19 protein-coding genes and 1 tRNA gene are annotated in these 19198 nt (G+C 71.0%); 10 read left to right on the top strand and 10 right to left on the bottom strand.

From position 1 onward, the window contains the following. Nucleotides 1–8 precede the first annotated feature (8 nt). A complete protein-coding gene (locus ACZ4O3_RS14105; protein WP_467722265.1) occupies nt 9–1247 on the bottom strand; it encodes a low temperature requirement protein A in 1239 nt (412 codons plus the stop codon). A gap of 110 nt (nt 1248–1357) precedes the next feature. Here ACZ4O3_RS14105 and ACZ4O3_RS14100 point away from each other — a divergent pair, with 110 nt between their 5' ends. Continuing rightward, complete coding sequence (locus ACZ4O3_RS14100; RefSeq protein ID WP_351712247.1) at nt 1358–1537, top strand: hypothetical protein; 180 nt, start codon at nt 1358–1360, stop codon at nt 1535–1537. Between the two features lie 19 nt (nt 1538–1556). Here the strand turns inward: ACZ4O3_RS14100 and mscL are convergent, their stop codons facing one another. The 6 genes from mscL to ACZ4O3_RS14070 all read right to left on the bottom strand — a co-directional run bounded on the left by mscL (nt 1557) and on the right by ACZ4O3_RS14070 (nt 7465). Continuing rightward, complete coding sequence (mscL, locus tag ACZ4O3_RS14095; protein ID WP_362730110.1) at nt 1557–2108, bottom strand: large conductance mechanosensitive channel protein MscL; 552 nt, start codon at nt 2106–2108, stop codon at nt 1557–1559. Nucleotides 2109–2246: 138 nt separating this feature from the next. After that, nucleotides 2247–2840, bottom strand: a complete 594-nt coding sequence (locus tag ACZ4O3_RS14090) for a hypothetical protein (protein WP_467722264.1) — start codon at nt 2838–2840, stop codon at nt 2247–2249. Between the two features lie 133 nt (nt 2841–2973). Next, nucleotides 2974–3807 (bottom strand): S-methyl-5'-thioadenosine phosphorylase, encoded by an 834-nt coding sequence (locus tag ACZ4O3_RS14085; RefSeq protein WP_362732721.1) that lies wholly within the window; start codon nt 3805–3807, stop codon nt 2974–2976. A 112-nt stretch (nt 3808–3919) separates the two neighbouring features. Beyond that, complete coding sequence (locus ACZ4O3_RS14080; protein ID WP_362716247.1) at nt 3920–4252, bottom strand: FmdB family zinc ribbon protein; 333 nt, start codon at nt 4250–4252, stop codon at nt 3920–3922. A 67-nt stretch (nt 4253–4319) separates the two neighbouring features. Beyond that, nucleotides 4320–5612 (bottom strand): MFS transporter, encoded by a 1293-nt coding sequence (locus ACZ4O3_RS14075; RefSeq protein WP_467722263.1) that lies wholly within the window; start codon nt 5610–5612, stop codon nt 4320–4322. A gap of 275 nt (nt 5613–5887) precedes the next feature. Next, the gene (locus tag ACZ4O3_RS14070) at nt 5888–7465 is read right to left on the bottom strand and encodes a potassium/proton antiporter (RefSeq protein WP_362727820.1); all 1578 of its coding nucleotides are present in this window, start codon (nt 7463–7465) and stop codon (nt 5888–5890) included. A 203-nt stretch (nt 7466–7668) separates the two neighbouring features. Between ACZ4O3_RS14070 and ACZ4O3_RS14065 the strand changes: the two genes are divergently transcribed. After that, on the top strand, nt 7669–10428 hold the full coding sequence (locus ACZ4O3_RS14065; RefSeq protein WP_467722262.1) for a penicillin acylase family protein: 2760 nt from the start codon (nt 7669–7671) through the stop codon (nt 10426–10428). A gap of 73 nt (nt 10429–10501) precedes the next feature. Here ACZ4O3_RS14065 and ACZ4O3_RS14060 read toward each other — a convergent pair whose 3' ends face one another. Beyond that, nucleotides 10502–11122, bottom strand: a complete 621-nt coding sequence (locus tag ACZ4O3_RS14060; RefSeq protein WP_467722261.1) for a 5-formyltetrahydrofolate cyclo-ligase — start codon at nt 11120–11122, stop codon at nt 10502–10504. 94 nt (nt 11123–11216) lie between these two features. On the opposite strand from ACZ4O3_RS14060, the gene galU reads away from it, so the two are divergent. The 7 genes from galU (at nt 11217) to ACZ4O3_RS14025 (ending at nt 16922) form a co-directional block, all read left to right on the top strand. Further along, complete coding sequence (gene galU / locus ACZ4O3_RS14055; RefSeq protein WP_362726437.1) at nt 11217–12152, top strand: UTP--glucose-1-phosphate uridylyltransferase GalU; 936 nt, start codon at nt 11217–11219, stop codon at nt 12150–12152. Next, entirely contained in the window at nt 12149–13471 is a 1323-nt protein-coding gene (gene glp, locus ACZ4O3_RS14050) for a molybdotransferase-like divisome protein Glp (protein ID WP_384986798.1), read from the top strand. The genes galU and glp overlap by 4 nt, the downstream gene beginning before the upstream one ends. 125 nt (nt 13472–13596) lie before the next feature. Beyond that, nucleotides 13597–14109 carry a cyclic pyranopterin monophosphate synthase MoaC gene (gene moaC / locus ACZ4O3_RS14045; protein ID WP_362726442.1) on the top strand — a complete coding sequence of 171 codons (513 nt, stop codon included), beginning with the start codon at nt 13597–13599 and terminating at the stop codon, nt 14107–14109. Then, nucleotides 14106–14642, top strand: a complete 537-nt coding sequence (locus ACZ4O3_RS14040) for a MogA/MoaB family molybdenum cofactor biosynthesis protein (RefSeq protein WP_362726445.1) — start codon at nt 14106–14108, stop codon at nt 14640–14642. The genes moaC and ACZ4O3_RS14040 overlap by 4 nt, the downstream gene beginning before the upstream one ends. Before the next feature lie 20 nt (nt 14643–14662). After that, nucleotides 14663–15334, top strand: a complete 672-nt coding sequence (locus ACZ4O3_RS14035) for a GNAT family N-acetyltransferase (RefSeq protein WP_362726447.1) — start codon at nt 14663–14665, stop codon at nt 15332–15334. A gap of 184 nt (nt 15335–15518) precedes the next feature. Continuing rightward, nucleotides 15519–16745, top strand: coding sequence for a divisome protein SepX/GlpR (gene sepX, locus ACZ4O3_RS14030; protein ID WP_467722260.1), 1227 nt, complete (start codon nt 15519–15521; stop codon nt 16743–16745). Between the two features lie 103 nt (nt 16746–16848). Beyond that, nucleotides 16849–16922: transfer RNA gene (locus tag ACZ4O3_RS14025), tRNA-Ala, on the top strand. Nucleotides 16923–17042: 120 nt separating this feature from the next. Here the strand turns inward: ACZ4O3_RS14025 and ACZ4O3_RS14020 are convergent. After that, entirely contained in the window at nt 17043–17531 is a 489-nt protein-coding gene (locus tag ACZ4O3_RS14020; RefSeq protein WP_362716607.1) for a GNAT family N-acetyltransferase, read from the bottom strand. A gap of 78 nt (nt 17532–17609) precedes the next feature. On the opposite strand from ACZ4O3_RS14020, the gene ACZ4O3_RS14015 reads away from it, so the two are divergent. Beyond that, entirely contained in the window at nt 17610–18413 is an 804-nt protein-coding gene (locus ACZ4O3_RS14015) for an exodeoxyribonuclease III (protein WP_467722259.1), read from the top strand. Here the strand turns inward: ACZ4O3_RS14015 and ACZ4O3_RS14010 are convergent. Continuing rightward, nucleotides 18391–19035, bottom strand: a complete 645-nt coding sequence (locus ACZ4O3_RS14010) for a MerR family transcriptional regulator (RefSeq protein ID WP_362716609.1) — start codon at nt 19033–19035, stop codon at nt 18391–18393. The genes ACZ4O3_RS14015 and ACZ4O3_RS14010 overlap by 23 nt on opposite strands. Nucleotides 19036–19198 lie beyond the last annotated feature (163 nt).

Here is a 19198-nt window from a genome sequence, read left to right as displayed (position 1 = left end):
CCGGCGGGTCAGGCGGCGCCGGCGGCCGCCTTCGCCGAGCGCTCCCGGCCGGCCATGCGCGCCGTCAGGGTCGTCCCGGTCGCCACCGCCAGCGCACACACCAGGCCCGCCGCCGGCACCGCCCAGTGGCCCAGGAAGGTGCAGCAGATCACCAGCAGCGCCGCCACCGGCAGTACCAGCTGCTGGGCGATGCCGACCTTGAAGTGCCGCGAGTGCAGCGCCCACACGGTCAGCAGGTACAGCGCCGTCGGCAGGGTCACGGCCGCCGAGGCCGCCACCGTCGACAGGTGAGAGGAGCCGACCGCCTGCTCGACGGCCACCTCCAGACCCGCGCCGATCGAGGCCGCCGACGCGAAGATCAGGTAGTGGCCGTATCCCCACAGGAACGACTGCCTGTTGGAGCGCAGATGGCCGTGGATGGGCACCACGAAGTAGATCCACCACGCGGAGAAGACGATCAGCAGACCGCCCGCGGCGATCGGCAGCAGACCGGTCAGCGCGTCGTGCTCGGCCAGGGCCGACTTCATGGCGACGGTCGCCGCCGCGATCGTCTCCCCGAGCACGATGATCGTGAACAGCCCGAAGCGCTCGGCGATGTGGTGCGGATGCCACGAGGTGGTGTGTTCCCTCTCCGCGTACAGCGGCACGCACATCTCGACGATCACCATCACCAGGTACACCCAGCCGCGCGCGTCCTGCGGGAGCAGTACCAGGCCCGCCCAGCCGACCTGGCACAGCAGCACACCGCCCGCGTACCGCAGCGCCATCCTTCTCTCCGGGCCCTCGGCCGACCGCGCGGCCCTCAGCCACTGAGCGGCCATCGCCACGCGCATGATCACATAGCCGAGCCAGACCCCCATGTAGTCGTGGTCCGCGAAGCCCTGCGAGATGCCGGCCGCCAGTACCAGTACGCCCGCGATCTGGATCAGGGTGACGACCCGGTAGAGCGCGTCGTCGTTGTCGTACGCCGAGGCGAACCAGGTGAAGTTCATCCAGGCCCACCAGATGGCGAAGAAGATCATCGCGTAGTTCAGGATGCCCTGGCCCGGATGGCCCTCCGCGACGGCGTGCACCAGCTCCGCACCCGCCTGCGCGATGGCGACCACGAAACACAGGTCGAAGAGGAGCTCGAGCGGGGAGGCGACGCGGTGGGCCTCGTCGCGACCGCGCGCGGTGAGCCGGCGCAGTGGCCGCAGGTGCTGGGGGGCGCCCTGCGCGGCGGGCGCCGGAGCGGAACTCGACATCATGCGTCCAGCACAGCAGAAACGGCCACCAAAAGCTTGTGGACGTGATCACGAGCGGGCTGGGAGGAGAGGCGGCACCGAGGGGTGCGGGCCCGCAGCCGTACCCTTGAGCCATGAGTACCGCCGCCCCTGAGCCCGAGCCGCGCGACCCGAAGGCCGCGCTGATCTTCGACGATCCGCTGGACCGGCAGTCCTCGGACGACACGGACGGCGGCTGGGGCGAGCGGCCGGCGGGGGACTCCGCGGCCGACCTCAAGCGCTTCCTCGACGAGAAGCCCCCCCACCACCTCTGAACCGTCTGCGGCGGCCTCGCTAACGCCAGCCCTGCCCGGTCGTGCCCTGTCCGGTGCCGTGCTGCCCCGTCCCGCCCTGCCCGGTCCAGTTCTGCCCGGTCCGGTGCTGTCCGTTCCCGCGCTGCGCGACCAGGGCGTCGCGTATCTCCTTCAGCACCTCCAGCTCGGTCACCTCGACGACCTCGTGCGTGCCCTCCCTCGCCCTCCTGCGGGCCTCCACCCGGGACAGGTACTTCGCCATCGGCAGGACCATCAGGAAGTACACGACCGCAGCGGTGATCACGAAGCTCAGCGTGGCTCCCAGGACGGAGCCCCACATGATCTGGACGCCGCTCTTCACGCTGCCGTCCGCGTTCAGCGCGCACGGGTCCTTCAGACACGTGCTGTAGCTGTCGAGGTTCTTCGTGCCGATCGCGCCGACCAGTGGGTTGATGAGCCCCTTCACCACCGAGTTGACGATGTTCGTGAAGGCGGCGCCGATGACCACCGCGACTGCCAGATCGACGACGTTCCCGCGCATCAGGAAGGACTTGAAGCCTTGCCAGATGCCAGGTTCCTTCTTCTCGCTCACCTCGGGGACTCTCCTCGCATGTACGGGGTGTGGAGCAAAACGCTCCGCAACCTACGTCACCATGCGGCCATCGTGCCCAACCGGGTAGCCGGAACGAGAGACTTGACGGAATTCGGCCAGGAAATCTCCCCAGGTCGTTCAGCACAAGGTCACCGCCAGCCGGGCCGTGGCGCTCGCGCCGACCAGCCGTGCCGCGGCGGCGTGCGGAACCGAGAGCACGACCAGTGCCCCGCTCTGCGAGGTCCCCTCCACCGGCTCCGGCAGCTCCGTCACACGGACCCCGCGGACGATCACCCGGGCCTGACCGCCCGTCGCGGGGTCCCCGGCGGCCACGACGTCCACCCGGTCGCCCGGGCGCAGCAGACGGACCGTGGCGGCGTCGGCGATCCGCACCGGCGCCGACACCATGTCCACGGGCGGGGTATGCGGCCGTGCCGGCCGGGTGACCGGATGCTTCCGGGGCCGCTCGGCGCGCGGCGGATCCGTGGCGGCGCGGGGACCGGCCGCGACGAGCGCCGCCGCCGTGACGGCGAGGCCGGCCGCGACGGCCCGCCTGCGATGCCGGAGCAGGTGCCCCAGCCGGTGGCCCGCGCCGCGTACGCGCACCGGGTCGAACTGCGGGACCACGCAGGTGGCGGGAGCGTCCGTGCCCAGCGGACGCGGGACCCGGAGGGGCGGGGGGAATGCGGGGGCTGAGGGGAACGAGGGGGAGGAGGGCGGGGGAACGGACATATGGATCACCACCTGCGACGGGGAATCGGCTTGCGAGGCCACGATGAGGCCTCGCGCCGAAACGCGTCGGAGCCGGTGGACCATCCACGGGTTGTGGACAACTCCGCCACCCGAACGGGACGTTCCGCCGGTGTTACGGCAGCGGGAACCCCGGGTCCATGCCGCCGAGCGCGTTCGTGCACAGGCAGTCCCGGGCCGCGTTCTCCGGCAGCGCCGCCACCGCGTCGAACAGCACGCCCCGCAGCCGGTCCACGTTCGCCTCGAAGACCCGCAGCACCTCGTCGTGCGAGACGCCCTCACCGCTCTCGGCGCCCGCGTCGAGATCGGTGACCAGCGTCAACGACGCGTAGCAGAGCTCCAGTTCACGGGCGAGCGCCGCCTCCGGATGGCCGGTCATGCCCACCACGGACCACCCCTGCGCCTGGTGCCACAGCGACTCCGCGCGGGTCGAGAAGCGCGGTCCCTCGACGACGACCAGCGTGCCCCCGTCCACCGGCTCCCACTCCCGGCCGTGCGCCGCCTTGAGGGCCGCGGCCCGCCCGGTGGGGCAGTACGGGTCGGCCAGGGACACGTGCACCACGTTGGGCACGGTGCCGTCGGGCAGCGGCAGCCCGTCGAAGTACGACTGCGCACGGGACTTCGTACGGTCCACCATCTGGTCGGGCACGAGGAGCGTGCCCGGACCGTACTCGGGGCGCAGACCGCCCACCGCGCACGGGCCGAGCACCTGGCGCACGCCGACGGAGCGCAGGGCCCAGAGGTTGGCCCGGTAGTTGATCCGGTGCGGCGGCAGATGGTGGCCGCGTCCGTGGCGGGGCAGGAAGGCGACCCGGCGGCCGGCGATCTCGCCGAGGAAGAGGGAGTCGCTGGGCGGCCCGTAGGGCGTGTCGACCTGCACCTCGGTCACGTCGTCGAGGAAGGAGTAGAAGCCGGAGCCACCGATTACGCCGATCTCTGCGTTCACCATGCTCAGCACAGTAGCTGGCCGCGAAAGCGCCCCAGGATCCGGTCCCCGGGAACGCCTCGGACCCCGCCGTCGCACGACGGCGGGGTCCGAGCGGAGTCCGAGGGGAGGCGCCTCAGGCGGCGGAGCTGCTGGTGGAGCCCGAGGAGGCCGCCGAGCCCGAGGAGGACGTACCCGACGAGGACGTCGAGGACGACGGCTTCGAGTCGGACGACGTGCTCGACGAGCCGGAGCCCGACGGCTTCGACGCGGGGCTGCTGCTCGACGAGGAGCCGCGGCTGTCGTTGCGGTAGAAACCCGAGCCCTTGAAGACAATGCCGACGGCGGAGAACACCTTCTTCAGGCGGCCACCGCAGTTGGGGCACTCGGTCAGGGCGTCATCGGTGAACTTCTGCACCGCCTCGAGGCCCTCGCCGCACTCGGTGCACTGGTACTGGTAGGTCGGCACTGTCTTCCTCCTGGCACTCTCACTCGATGAGTGCTAACGACGGTCCATAGTGACGTATTCCCGAGGATCAGTCCACCGTCACCGGTACGCGGTGACCGACGCCACGTGCGACCGTACGGTTCCGGGACCGGGTGACGAGTCGCGAGCGCAGCGCCACAAGGGCGACCAGGGCGAGCGCGGTGCCCGCCATCGGCACCAGGAATCCGGCGCCGCCCCACAGGCGGTCCTCCAGCTGTCCGGCGACGGTGACCGCGGCCGCCTGGCCGAGCGCGACCGCGCCGGTCAGCCAGGTGAACGCCTCCGTGCGGGCACCCGCCGGGACCAGGCCCTCGACCAGTGTGTAGCCGGTGATCAGCGCGGGCGCGATGCACATGCCGACCAGCAGACCGAGGCCGGCCAGGAGCAGCACGGAGTGGGACGTCCACAGCGCGGACGCGGTCAGCGCGAGCGCCGCGTAACCGACGACCAGGCGCCGGTGCGGGGCGGCCTTCCAGGCGATCGCGCCGCAGACGACGCCCGAGATCATGTTGCCCGCGGCGAAGGTGCCGTACAGGACGCCGTTCAGGCCGGGCTCACCGATCGACTCGGTGAACGCGGCGAGCGAGACCTGCATGCCGCCGAAGACCGATCCGATGCCGAGGAAGGCGACGACCAGCACCCGCACGCCGGGGACGCGGAGCGCGGAGACGTGCCGCACGCGCGCGTGGCCGGTGTCGGTCACCCGCGGCTGGGTGCTGTTCTGCGCGGCGAAGAGGAGACCCCCGACCAGGGTCAGCGCGGCCTCCGTGACCAGGCCGGCGGACGGGGTCACGGCGGTGCACAGGGCGGTCGCGAGCAGCGGGCCGAAGACGAAGGTGAGCTCGTCCGTGACGGACTCGAAGGCGGCGGCGGTCGCCATGAGGGGCGAGTCCTGGAGCTTCACGCCCCAGCGGGCGCGCACCATGGGGCCGACCTGCGGCACCGATGCACCGGTCGGCACGGCCGCCGCGAACAGCGCCCACAGGGGTGCGTGCGCCAGCGCGAGCGCCGTCAGGGCGAGGCCCGACACCGTGTGGACCAGCACACCGGGGATCAGCACCGCGCGCTGACCGTAGCGGTCGGCGAGGCGGCCGCCGCAGGGCGCGAACAGCGCCATGGAGACACCGGTGACCGCGGCGGCGGCACCCGCGGCGCCGTAGGACCCGGTGGTGTGCTGCACGAGGAGCACGATCGAGATGGTGAGCATCGCGAACGGCTGGCGCGCGGCGAAACCGGGGAGCAGGAACGTCCAGGCGCCGCGGGTGCGCAGCAGCTGTCCGTAGCCGGGGCGCGGTGGCGTCACCGAGACCTCCGACGGCTCGGTGGTGACCGTGGATTCCACGGCCCGTGCCTTTCTGCCGCCTGGTAGCGCGGCCCCTTCGGACGGGGGCGTCGCCGAGAGCTGTCCTCTTGCGCGGAACTGCGGTAGATACCGGTGTCCACTGCGAGGAGCGATCCGGCCGCCATACGGTCGCGCCAGCTCTGCGTCAGGCAGAGTTGGTTCGATCAGGTGCATTCATCGTACAGGGCACGGCACCGCGTGCACCTGTGAAAGCGGGCACCCCAGGGGTCCTTCACCTGGGATTGGTCGAGGTGTGAACCGCCCGAAACACGTCCTTAACGCGTGCCGGCACCCGTGCCCGCGCCCGTCGTCCCGTTCGTGCCCAGCCAGCTCGCCAGCTTGCCGCCCTGCCCGACGGCGCGCAGCCGGCGTTCCGCGGCGTCCCGTACCGGATCGGTGGTGACCACCAGGAGTTCGTCCCCGCGCCGCAGCGCCGTCGTGGGCAGCGGGACGAACGATTTCCCCTCGCGGACGACCAGGGTGACGGCCGCCCCCGCGGGCAGCCGCAGCTCGTTGACCTCGACGCCCTGCATCCGCGAGCCCTCCGGGATCGAGACGGAGAGCAGGTGCCCGCGCAGCCGTTCCAGGGGCGCGGACTCGATGCCGAGGTCGGCCGCCTCCTGGCCGTCGCCGAGCCGCAACTTGCGGGCCAGCCAGGGCAGTGTCGGCCCCTGGACGAGGGTGTAGACGACGACCAGGACGAAGACGATGTTGAAGATCCGATGGCTGGTGTCGACGCCGTTCACCATGGGGATCGTCGCCAGGATGATGGGGACGGCGCCGCGCAGGCCGGCCCAGGACATCAGGGTCTGCTCCCCCCAGGGCACGCGGAACGGCGCGAGGCTGACGATCACGCTCAGGGGTCGCGCCACCATGGTGAGCGCGAGTCCGATGATCAGGGCCGGCCAGATGTCGTCACCGAGTTCGTGCGGCGTGACCAGCAGGCCGAGCAGCACGAACATGCCGATCTGGGCGATCCAGCCGAGTCCCTCGGCGAAGCCGCGGGTGGCGGGCCAGTGCGGCAGCCGCGCGTTGCCGAGCACCATGGAGGCGAGGTAGACGGCGAGGAAGCCGCTGCCGTGGGCCAGCGCCCCGGCCGCGTACGCCGTGACCGCGATGGCCATCACGGCGATCGGGTAGAGGCCGGAGGCCGGCAGCGCGACGTGCCGCAGGCCCCAGGAGCCGAGCCAGCCCACCGCGAGACCCATGGCCGCGCCGATGGCCAGTTCCAGAGCTATCTCGCCCAGCAGGACGTACCAGTGCGCGACCGGGCCCGCGGTGGAGAAGGCTACGACCAGGATGACGACCGGGGCGTCGTTGAAGCCGGACTCGGCCTCCAGCGTGCCCGTCACGCGCGCGGGCAGGGGAATGCGCCGGAGCACGGAGAAGACCGCCGCCGCGTCCGTCGAGGACACCACCGCTCCGATGATGAGCGCCTGCCGCCACTCCAGCCCGACCAGATAGTGGGCGCCCGCGGCGGTGACCCCGACGCTCACCCCGACGCCGACCAGGGCCAGCACGGCCGCGGACGCCAGGACCGGTTGCACCGCCTTCCACTTCGTGCCGAGTCCGCCCTCGGCCAGGATCACGACCAGGGCCGCGTACCCGATGACCTGGGTCAGTTCGGCGCTGTCGAAACGGATGTGGGCGATGCCGTCCTGGCCCATGAGGACGCCGATCCCCAGGTACACGAGCAGGCTGGGGAGCCCGCTGCGGGAGGAGATCCGGACCGCCGCGACGGCGACCAGCAGGACCAGGGAGCAGACGAGCAGGAGCTGGTTGAGGTGCTCGACAGTCAGTGGCGATTCCCTTCCTCGGCTCGCGCGCGGGAGACGCGAAGCGCACGTACACAGGGCCCAGGCTGCGGTACCCCACACCCAGGTACTTCGTTACCTTACCTAACTCTTGACGCTTTCTTGACGTTCCGCGAGGGAAGATCGAACGCCCGTGCCCGCCGGTACCCGACTCCGCGTCAAGGCGCCTCAGGCCCTGCGCCTATGGTTGCTCCAGCACTCCAGGACCGCCTGCCGCTCGCGTTAGGACAGCAAGGACAGCGATGCCCCCCAACACCACCGCCTCATCGGGTGACAAGCCTGGCAAGTCCGGCAGGAAGAAGGGGCGCCGAGCCCGCCTGCTCGTTCTGGTGCTCGTGCTCGCCGTCGTCGGGGGCATCGCCTACGGGTCGTACTGGTCGATCAGCACGGTCCGCGCGTCCTTCCCGCAGACCAAGGGTTCGCTCACGCTCAAGGGCCTGTCCGGACCCGTGACCGTGAAGCGGGACGGGTACGGGATCCCGCAGATCTACGCCTCCTCCGACGCCGACCTGTTCATGGCGCAGGGCTACGTCCAGGCGCAGGACCGGTTCTACGAGATGGACGTGCGCCGCCACATGACGTCCGGGCGCCTGTCCGAGATGTTCGGCAAGGGCCAGGTGAAGGACGACGAGTTCCTGCGCACCCTGGGCTGGGACCGGGTCGCCAAGGAGGAGTACGACACCAAGCTGTCGGCCTCGACGAAGAATTACCTCCAGGCCTACTCCAAGGGAGTCAACGCCTACCTCCAGGGCAAGGACGGCAAGGACATCTCCCTGGAGTACGCCGCCCTCGGGTTCGTCAACGACTACAGGCCCGAGCAGTGGACGCCCGTCGACTCGGTCTCCTGGCTCAAGGCGATGGCCTGGGACCTGCGCGGCAACATGGACGACGAGATCGACCGGGCCCTGATGACCAGCCGCCTCGGCCCGCAGCAGATCAAGGACCTCTACCCGGACTACCCGTACGGCCGCAACAAGACGATCGTCCAGGAGGGCCAGTACGACGAGCTCACCAAGACGTTCCAGCAGAGCGGCTCCACGGACGGCTCCGGGACCTCGACGGGCACGAGCGGCTCCTCCACCTCGTCGGCAGGCGGTTCGGCGCTGACAAGCCAGCTGGCGGGCCTCTACGACGTCCTGGACGACGTCCCCACCGCCGTCGGCGTGAACGGCCAGGGCATCGGCTCCAACTCCTGGGTCGTCGGAGGCAAGTACACCATCACCGGCAAGCCGCTGCTCGCCAACGACCCGCACCTCTCGGCCTCGCTGCCGTCCGTCTGGTACCAGATGGGCCTGCACTGCACGACGGTCTCCAGCAAGTGCCAGTACGACGTCACCGGCTACACCTTCGCCGGTATGCCCGGTGTGATCATCGGCCACAACGCCGACATGGCCTGGGGCATGACCAACTCCGGTGTCGACGTCACCGACCTCTACCTCGAGAAGCTCTCCGGCGACGGCTACCTGTACGACGGCAAGACCAAGCCGTTCACCTCGCGCGAGGAGATCATCAAGGTCGCCGGCGGCAGCTCGAAGAAGATCGTCGTACGCCAGACCGCCGACGGGATGCCGCTGCTGTCCGACCGCAACGACGAACTCGTCCAGGTCGGCAAGAAGGCCTCCGTCGACACCGCCGCACCCGACCGGGGTGACGGGTACGGCGTCGCCCTGAAGTGGACCGCCCTCCAGCCGGGCACCACCATGGACGCCGTCTTCGCGCTCGACAAGGCGTCCGACTGGAGCAGCTTCCGCGACGCGGCCGCGCAGTTCGACGTGCCCTCGCAGAACCTGATCTACGCCGACACCAAGAACAACATCGGCTACACGCTGCCCGGCAAGATCCCCACGCGCGCGTCGGGACACGACGGGTCCGTCCCGGCGCCGGGATGGGACTCGAAGTACAAGTGGACCGGCTTCATCAAGCAGGACGAACTGCCCTACGAGTACAACCCGAAGCGCGGCTACATCGTCACCGCCAACCAGGCGGTGGTCGACGACAAGTACCCCTACACGCTCACGACGGACTGGGGCTACGGAACCCGCAGCCAGCGCATCACCGACCTGATCGAGTCGAAGATCAAGGACGGCGGGAAGATCTCCACCGACGACATGCGCCAGATGCAGGTGGACAACAGCAGTGAGATCGCCAAGCTGCTGGTGCCCAAGCTGCTGAAGATCAACCTCGACGACAAGGACGTCCGCGAGGCGCAGAAACTCCTCGAGGGCTGGGACTACACCCAGGACGCCGACTCCGCGGCCGCCGCCTACTTCAACTCGGTCTGGCGCAACATCCTCAAGCTCGCCTTCGGCAACAAACTGCCGAAGGAACTGCGGGTCAAGGGTCAGTGCCTGTGGGTCGACAGGGTCGACAACACCGGCCCGGTGGACGACGACTCCAAGGTCCGCGAATGCGGCGAGCGCGCGGCCGACCAGGCCCAGCCGGACGGCGGCGACCGCTGGTTCGAGGTGGTCCGCAACCTCATGGACAAGCCGGACAGCGACTGGTGGAAGACGCCGGCCGGTGCGGGTGACCGCAACAAGGCGAACAACATGGACGAGCTGTTCGAGCGCGCCATGGTCGACGCCCGCTGGGAGCTGACCGCCAAGCTCGGCAAGGACATCGACACCTGGAGCTGGGGCCGGCTGCACCGGCTGTTCCTGAAGAACCAGACCCTGGGCACCGAGGGCCCGGCCATCGTCCAGTACGTCCTCAACCGCGGCCCCTGGAAGCTCAGCGGCGGCGAGGCCACGGTCGACGCGACCGGCTGGAACGCGGCCGGCGGCTACGGCGTCGTCTGGGTGCCGTCCATGCGGATGGTCGTCAACCTCGACGACCTCGACAAATCCAAGTGGATCAACCTCACCGGAGCCTCGGGCCACGCCTTCAGCGCCCACTACACCGACCAGACGGGCAAGTGGGCGGACGGCGAGCTGCTCCCGTGGTCGTTCTCGGACAAGGCGGTCGACAAGAGTACCGGTGACACGCTCGTCCTCAAGCCCTGAGGTGCCCGACCGCACACCGGTGAACGCGGCCCTCCACGCGCGCGTGGAGGGCCGCGTTCACGCGGCGGCTCCCTCAGGAGTCCGTGAACCGGCGCCCGCCCGAAGGCGTCACCACCGCCTGCACCGGACGGTCGTGCGCCTCCGCGGGCACGCGCTCGACGACCTCCGTGTCGTACAGCAGCACGACGAGTGCCGGGTGCGCCCCGGCACGCTCCAGACGCGCCAGCACGCGGTCGTAGGACCCTCCGCCGCGTCCCAGCCGCATCCCGCGCGCGTCGACCGCGAGGCCCGGCAGCAGGACGACGTCGGCGTGGAGCACGGCGTCCGGCCCGAGGAGTTCACCCGAGGGCTCGAACAGTGCCATCCGCCCGCCGTGTTGGACCCGCGCGAGGGAGCCCTCCCCGGCGTACGCGCCCCAGCTCAGATCGTTGTCCGGCAGGAGCGCCGGGAGCAGGACACGTACCCCCCGCGTGAGCAGCGCGTCGAGCAGCGTGAGGGTGCCGGGCTCGCTCCCGACGGAGACGTACGCCGCCACCGTGCGTGCACGCGCCAGCTCGGGAAGTTCCAGAGCGTGCTCGGCCAGCGCCTCCGCGGACTCCCTGACGACATCCGTCGTCAACCTGTTCCTCACCCCCAGGAATTCTCGCCGCAACGTTCGCTTGTCAGTGTCGCCCCCGGGTTCACCGTGCTGCACAGGTCATCCCCGCATCCTCTCTAATGTGGTCATATGAGTGCCAATTAACCGGAGCCTCGGATTCTTCGCAAAGGCACCGGATAAGGTTGCGGACATGACTCAGTCACACCCCAGGATCAGCAAGGCTGTCATTCCCGCGGCAGGCCTCGGCACCCGGTTCCTGCCGGCCACCAAGGCCACTCCCAAGGAGATGCTGCCGGTCGTCGACAAGCCGGCGATCCAGTACGTGGTCGAGGAGGCCGTGTCGGCGGGGCTCGACGACGTCCTCATGATCACCGGACGCAACAAGCGTCCCCTGGAAGACCACTTCGACCGCAACTACGAGCTGGAATCGGCGCTCCAGAAGAAGGGCGACGCCGGCCGGCTCGCCAGGGTCCAGGAGTCCAGCGACCTGGCCACGATGCACTACGTGCGCCAGGGTGACCCCAAGGGTCTCGGCCACGCCGTGCTCTGCGCGGCCCCGCACGTGGGCCACGAGCCCTTCGCCGTCCTGCTCGGCGACGACCTGATCGACCCGCGCGACCCGCTGCTCCAGCGCATGATCGAGGTCCAGGAGCAGTACGGCGGCAGCGTGATCGCGCTCATGGAGGTCGATCCCGAGCAGATCCATCTCTACGGCTGCGCCGCGGTGGAGACGACCGTCGACGGCGACGTCGTCAGGGTGACCGGCCTGGTGGAGAAGCCGGACGCGGCGGACGCCCCGTCGAGCTACGCGATCATCGGCCGCTACGTGCTCGACCCGCACGTCTTCGACATACTGCGGCGCACGGAGCCGGGCCGCGGTGGTGAGATCCAGCTCACCGACGCCCTCCAGAAGCTTGCCCAGACGTACTCGTCGGCGGCCACCGCGGAGGAGAGGGTCGGCGGCCCCGTGCACGGTGTCGTCTTCAAGGGCCGCCGCTATGACACCGGCGACCGCGGTGACTACCTGCGTGCCATTGTCAGGCTCGCGTGCGAACGTGAAGACCTGGGCCCGGACTTCCGGACCTGGCTTCGCAGTTACGTAGCCGAGGAGATGCAGCAGAGTTGAGCAGCGCCGCGATCCGTCCCGCCGGCCCGGACCACCTGTGGTCGGTGGACGAGCACCTGGAGGACGTCCTCACCACCGTCCGCCCCCTGGAACCCATCGAGCTGCAACTTCTCGATGCCCAGGGGTGTGTCCTGGTCGACGACGTCATGGTGCCGCTGTCGCTGCCGCCCTTCGACAACAGCTCGATGGACGGGTACGCGGTACGGGTCGCGGACGTGGCGGGCGCGAGCGAGGAGTTCCCGGCCGTCCTGGAGGTCGTCGGGGACGTCGCGGCGGGCGCGGCCGAGCTGACGCCCGTGGGCCCCGGCCAGGCGGCCCGCATCATGACCGGCGCCCCGCTGCCGCCCGGCGCCGAGGCCGTCGTCCCCGTGGAGTGGACCGACGGCGGACTCGGCGAAGGCCCGGTCGCCGGGATGCGGGCGCGCAGCCACGCGCCCGAGGGCGCCGCGGGTCATGTGCGCGTGCACCGGCCGGCCGAGGCCCGCGCCCACGTACGCGCGCGGGGCAGCGACGTGAAGGCCGGCGACCTCGCCCTGGCGGCCGGCACCGTCCTCGGCCCGCCGCAGATCGCCCTGCTCGCCGCGATCGGCCGCGGCACGGCACGTGTGCGCCCGCGCCCGCGGGTGGTCGTCGTCTCCACCGGCAGCGAACTCGTCCAGCCCGACGAGGAACTCGGCAGCGGCCAGATCTACGACTCCAACAGCTTCGCCCTCACCGCCGCGGCCCGGGACGCGGGCGCCATCGCCTACCGGGTGGGTGCGGTCGTAGACGACGCCGACACCCTGCGCGCCACCATCGAGGACCAGCTGGTCCGCGCCGACCTGATGGTCACCACCGGCGGCGTGAGCGTCGGGGCGTACGACGTCGTCAAGGAGGCGCTGGCGCACGTCGGCGACGAGGACGAGGCGGGCGGCGGGATCGACTTCCGCAAGCTCGCCATGCAGCCCGGCAAGCCCCAGGGCTTCGGCTCCATCGGCCCCGACCACACACCCCTGCTGGCCCTGCCCGGCAACCCCGTCTCGTCGTACGTCTCCTTCGAGCTGTTCGTCCGCCCCGCCATCCGCACCCTGATGGGCCTTCCGGACGTGCACCGCCCCCGTGCCAGGGCCACGCTCAAGGGGGACCGGGCGCTCGGCTCGCCCAAGGGGCGCAGGCAGTTCCTGCGCGGGGCGTACGCCGACGGCGAGGTGACCGCGGTGGGCGGCGCCGGCTCGCATCTGGTCGCCGCCCTGGCGCACGCCGACGCGCTGATCGTCGTACCCGAGGACGTGGAGTCCGTCGAACCCGGCAGCGAGGTCGAGGTCGTCCTGCTCGGCTGACCCACGTGCACCCGTCCGCCGGGCGGTCCTGCCCGGTCGTCCGCGCCGGCTTGGCGGTACCGTGTCGCGCACAGCAGGCCCGAGCGCCGCACCGCGACGGGCCCGGACCGGGAGCGCCACACAGCATGACTGAGCCTTCCCGGGGGGAGACCCCCGGACGCCCTGAGCCAGACCGCCTGACGCACATCGACGACGCCGGCGCCGCCCGCATGGTCGACGTGTCCGGCAAGGACGTGACCGCGCGCACCGCCCGTGCGAGCGGACGTGTCCTCGTCTCGCCCCGGGTGATCGACCTTCTGCGCGGCGAGGGCGTCCCCAAGGGCGACGCGCTCGCCACCGCGCGGATCGCGGGCATCATGGGCGCCAAACGCACCCCGGACCTGATCCCGCTGTGCCACCCGTTGTCGGTCTCCGGTGTGAAACTGGATCTGTCGGTCACGGAGGACGCCGTGGAGATCCGGGCCACCGTGAAGACGACGGACCGTACGGGCGTCGAGATGGAGGCCCTCACCGCGGTCTCCGTCGCCGCCCTCACGGTGATCGACATGGTCAAGGCGGTCGACAAGGGAGCGGTCATCACGGACGTACGCGTGGAGGAGAAGACGGGCGGCAAGTCGGGCGACTGGAGCCGGGTGTGAACGCCGGGCCGTCCGCCGGTGGTGCGCCGCGCACGCCGTACCGCGCGCTGGTGGTGACCGCCTCCAACCGTGCCGCCGCCGGTGTCTACGAGGACAGGGGTGGACCGCTGGTCGCGGCGGGCCTGGAGGGCTTCGGATTCGCCGTGGACGGGCCGCGGGTGGTGTCCGACGGGGATCCCGTCGCGGCCGCCCTGCGCGCGGCCGTCGAGGCCGGGTACGACGTCGTCGTCACCACCGGCGGCACCGGCGTCTCGCCCACCGACCGCACCCCCGAGGCGACCCGCGCGGTGCTCGACTACGAGGTGCCGGGCATCGCGGAGGCCGTTCGCGCGTTCGGACGGGAGAAGGTGCCCACCGCCGCGCTCTCCCGTGGTCTGGCCGGGGTGGCGGGCCGGACACTGATCGTCAACCTGCCGGGGTCCACCGGCGGGGTACGGGACGGCCTGGCCGTCCTGGAACCGCTGCTGGCGCACGCCGTCGACCAGATCCGGGGCGGCGACCACCCCAGATCCAGCACCGGGGGTGCGAGCTGAACAGCCCATCCTGGCCCGTCGTGCTGGTGGACGGCGACGTCGTCCTCCGGCCCATAAGGGTGCGCGACCAACGGGCCTGGCGCGAGGTCAACCGGCGCAACCGCGACTGGCTGCGCCCCTGGGAGGCGACCATCCCGCCGCCCACGCCCAGCGGCCCGATAGCGCACCGGCCGACCTACCGGCAGATGGTCCGGCATCTGCGCTCGGAGGCGAACTCGGGCCGCATGCTGCCCTTCGTCATCGAGTACCAGGGGCGCCTGGTCGGGCAGTTGACGGTCGCCGGGATCACCTGGGGGTCGATGTGCTCGGGTCACGTCGGCTACTGGGTGGACCAGTCGGTGGCCGGCCGCGGGGTGATGCCCACGGCCGTCGCGCTCGTGGTGGACCACTGTTTCCGCACGGTTGGTCTGCACCGCATCGAAGTCTGTATTCGCCCCGAGAACCGGCCCAGCCGCCGGGTCGTGGAGAAACTCGGATTCCGTGAGGAGGGGCTGCGGCCGCGTTATCTCCACATCGACGGAGCATGGCGCGACCACCTCGTCTTCGCCCTCACGGCGGAAGAGGTGCCCGAGGGGTTGCTCGGCCGCTGGCGGCGGGAACGCTCCCGGAGCGGGTCGCCGAAGGCACCGGGCACGACGGGTACCCCGGACGTGCCCTGGAATCCGCGGAACACCCCAGGGAATCCCACCTAGCCCGAAAATGGAATACGTGTTCGAAATTGATCGACTGGTGACCGTCTCAGGGCATTGAATTCGCGGCTCCGGTGGCCCGTTGATCGCATCGGTCACAAAAAAAGTTCGAAATATCAGCCAGATCGTGCGACACACCGACGCAATTGGCAGATGGCCCCACGCAAACCCCTCTACCGTGTGAGGCGTGAGCAGCAGCGGCCTCATCTACGCAGTCATTGTCGGGGCCTGGGCCGCCTACTTGGTGCCGATGTGGCTCCGTAGGCAGGACGAGCTGAACGAGGCCCGTCCGACGGAACGCTTCAGCACCGCCATCCGGCTGCTGTCCGGACGGGCGGGAATGGAGCGCCGATACGCCAAGGACCTGCGGGCGCGCTCCGCCCCCGAGGGCGAGCAGGGCGCCGACGATCCGGGCGCCGTCACCGACTCGGTGGACGTCCGGGCCTTCGCCATGCCTCCGACCCGCCGTCAGGTCCGGGCCGAGGCGGAGCCGGAGGCACCCGGGCGTCCCGAACCGGCGCGCGACCACGTGGTCGCACCGGCGGCCAAGTCCCCCTCCGCACCCGCCCGTCAGGCAGGCGTCACGCCCGCCCCGGCATCCGCCCCCGCGCGCAAGCGGGTTCCGGACGCGCAGCGTGCGTCCTCGGCGCAGGCCGCCGCGGCGCGAGCCCGGCGCACGAAGGCGCTGGCGCGCCGTCGGCGCACCACCGTGATGCTCTTCGCCGCGTTCACGATGGGCGCGATCGTCGCAGCCGTCGGGGGGCTGGCGTTCCTGTGGGTGCCGGGCGTACCCGCCGTCATGCTCAGCGCCTACATCGCCTACCTGCGCGCGCAGGAACGCCGGCGCTTCGCCTACCAGATGGACCGGCGTCAGGCCGAGGTCGCCGCACAGCGGTTGCGGGAGCGTCAGCCGCGGCGGCGCGCGCCCCTCGACCCGGGCACGGCGGCCGACGAACCGGCCGAGGGACCAGGGGCCGAGACCGACCCCGGGCTGTCCGCGCTAGCCGCCGACCGGCGCGCCCTCGTCGAACAGACCGACCACGCCGAATGGGTCGACCAGCAGCGCGAGCGGCAGCGCCGGCCCGGGCACGGGGACAGCTGGGACCCGGTGCCGGTGCCCCTGCCGACGTACGTGACCGCGCCGGTCGCGCCCCGCGCCACCTCCGACGTGGACCTGGGGGCGCCGGGCGCCTGGAGCTCGGCACGGTCCAGCTCCGTCGCGCCGGAGCAGGAGGCCAAGCCGGCCGCGCCGGAGAGCGAGGCGGAGGCGGCGGAGCCGGCCGACGACCGGCCGGCGGACGGCCGTACGGACGCCCGCCGCGCGGCCTCCGCGCGCCGGGCCCGTGAGCGCGGACGCACGCCGTTGTTCGATCAGTACGAGGACGGCGAGCGCCCGCGGGCGGCCAACGAGTGACACGGGGACGGCGCGGGGTCCCTCCCGGGACCCCGTCCCTGACCAGTCAGGGAACGGATTTCCAAGCACCCCGACGGGGATGCTAGAGTTTCACTCGTTGCAAGGGCCTGTGGCGCAGTCTGGTAGCGCACCTCGTTCGCATCGAGGGGGTCTGGGGTTCAAATCCCCACAGGTCCACTGCACAACGAGATCCCGGCGATCATTACGATCGCCGGGATCTCGTCGTTTCCGGAGTGCCCCGACCCGAGGCCCGGTGGGTACCGGAAGGCGAGTTGGGGCGGGCGGATGTGACGCGGACTACAAGTCCGCCCGCAGGGGCTTGGCGTAGCAGCGGCTCAACTCGTAGTGGCGGTAGTAGCCGAACTTCACACACGGCTCGTAGCCGCTGGAGGTGTACAGGGCGATGGCCTCCGGCTGCTTGGTGCCGGTCTCCAGGACCATGCGGAGGCGGCCGGCCGCGCGGGCGTCGTCCTCCAGGGCGGTGAGCATGCGGCGGGCCAGGCCCCGGCCGCGCATCCCCTCGACGACGAACATGCGCTTGAGTTCGGCGTCGCCGTTCTCGTTGCCCTCGCCGTTCTCGTCCTGCCTGCGCCAGCCGCCGGTGGCCACGGGGCGGTCGGACTCGTCGTAGGCGACCAGGTAGACGCCGTTGGGCGGTGCGAAGTCGGCCGCGTCGAGGGCCGTGGCGTCGCCCCCGTCGCCGTAGCGCACGTGGTACTCGGCCTGGACCTCGTCGTTGAGCTTGACGGCGTCGGGGTGGTCGAAGGCAACAGAACGTATAATCATGTGAGACATCGTATATTCGTGCAAGCGGAAGCGCGGTGGACATCGGGGCACCGTCCAGTGTGCCGGTATCGTGCCGGGGTGCTGACTGTGACCTCGGTGAATGTGAACGGGCTGCGGGCCGCCGCGAAGAAGGGCTTCGTGGAGTGGCTCGCGGAGACCTCCGCTGACGTGCTCTGCCTGCAGGAGGTGCGCGCGGAACCGCAGCAGCTCCCGGAGGGGGTGCGCGCGCCCGCCGGGTGGCATGCCGTGCACGCTCCCGCGTCCGCCAAGGGGCGCGCGGGTGTCTCCCTGTACACCCGGCGCGAGCCGGACCGGGTGCGTGTCGGCTTCGGGTCGGACGAGTTCGACGCGAGCGGGCGCTACGTCGAGGCCGACCTGCCCGGCGTCACGGTCGCCTCCCTCTACCTGCCCTCCGGGGAGGTCGGCACCGAGCGGCAGGACGAGAAGTACCGGTTCATGGACGAGTTCCTCCTCCATCTGAAGGACCTGCGCGAGCGGGCCGCCGCCGACGGGCGAGAGGTCGTCGTCTGCGGCGACTGGAACATCGCCCACCAGCGGGCCGACCTGAAGAACTGGCGCGGCAACACCAAGAACTCCGGCTTCCTGCCGGAGGAACGGGACTGGCTGACCACCGTCCTGGACCCGGCCGACGGCGGCTATGCCGACGTCGTCCGCACGCTGCACCCGGAGACCGAGGGGCCGTACACCTGGTGGTCGTACCGGGGGCGGGCCTTCGACAACGACTCGGGCTGGCGCATCGACTACCAGATGGCCACGCCGGGGCTCGCGGCCAGGGCGGTCAAGGGCTTCGTGGAACGCGCGGCCACCCATGCGGAGCGCTGGTCGGACCATGCTCCGGTCACGGTCGTGTACGACCTCTGACCGGCTGTTCCCGTCTGCTCATCCGGCGGTCCAGGGCCAGGGAGACCTCCGCCTCCACCACGCTGCGCGCCAGGGGGCGCAGGCGTTCCATGTCTTCCCGGGGGCCGTGGCGCAGGACGAGTTCGGCGAAGAGTTCGGCGAGGGCGTCGGCGTGTTCGCGGACGCCGCGGCCGGCCGCCAGGACCTCGGCGAGCGGGAAGCCCTCGCGGACCAGGGCCTCCGAGGCGTCCAGCAGGCGGCGGCTGATGTGCACGATGTCGCCGCCGTCGGTGCCGAGGTAACCGAGGTCCAGGGCGGCGGCGAGGTTCTCCGGGGTGGCCTCGCCCTCGAAGCGGGCGGCGAGTTCCTCGGGGGTGAGGCGGACCGGTTCCTCCTCCGTCGGTTCGATGCCGAGGAGGTCGGCGACGTCGCGGCCCTGGTCGAGGGCCTCGGCGAGCTCCGCGATGCCGTTCAGGGTGTGGCCGCGCTCCAGGAGTGCCGAGATCGTCCGCAGCCGGGCCAGGTGATGGTCGTCGTACCAGGCGATGCGGCCCTCGCGGCGCGGTGGCGGGATCAGCTTGCGCTCGCGGTAGAAGCGCAGCGTGCGCACGGTGATGCCGGCTAGGCCGGCCAGTTCCGCCATGCGGTACTCGTGCGCCTCGTCGCTCTGTCCACCGTCGTCTGCCACGTGCGAAGCCTATGTTGTACCGCCGGTAACTTTCCTGTGCGCGCCCCCTACCCATCAGTACGGAGCTGCTCTACCCTCCAATCGTGCCAGTATTCACTGGCGTAATCATGGTCGATGC

The organism is Streptomyces sp. NPDC026515, from assembly GCF_055567595.1.
The sequence above is the reverse complement of the archived record's forward strand: the minus strand, read 5'-3'. Positions and strand labels throughout refer to the sequence as shown.

Coding starts and splice junctions, on each gene's coding strand:
- ACZ4O3_RS14105 (WP_467722265.1), bottom strand. CDS start 1,247: ATGATGTCGAGTTCCGCTCCGGCGCCCGCCGCGCAGGGCGCCCCCCAG.
- ACZ4O3_RS14100 (WP_351712247.1), top strand. CDS start 1,358: ATGAGTACCGCCGCCCCTGAGCCCGAGCCGCGCGACCCGAAGGCCGCG.
- ACZ4O3_RS14090 (WP_467722264.1), bottom strand. CDS start 2,840: ATGTCCGTTCCCCCGCCCTCCTCCCCCTCGTTCCCCTCAGCCCCCGCA.
- ACZ4O3_RS14085 (WP_362732721.1), bottom strand. CDS start 3,807: ATGGTGAACGCAGAGATCGGCGTAATCGGTGGCTCCGGCTTCTACTCC.
- ACZ4O3_RS14065 (WP_467722262.1), top strand. CDS start 7,669: ATGCCCCCCAACACCACCGCCTCATCGGGTGACAAGCCTGGCAAGTCC.
- galU (WP_362726437.1), top strand. CDS start 11,217: ATGACTCAGTCACACCCCAGGATCAGCAAGGCTGTCATTCCCGCGGCA.
- moaC (WP_362726442.1), top strand. CDS start 13,597: ATGACTGAGCCTTCCCGGGGGGAGACCCCCGGACGCCCTGAGCCAGAC.
- ACZ4O3_RS14020 (WP_362716607.1), bottom strand. CDS start 17,531: ATGATTATACGTTCTGTTGCCTTCGACCACCCCGACGCCGTCAAGCTC.
- ACZ4O3_RS14010 (WP_362716609.1), bottom strand. CDS start 19,035: ATGGCGGAACTGGCCGGCCTAGCCGGCATCACCGTGCGCACGCTGCGC.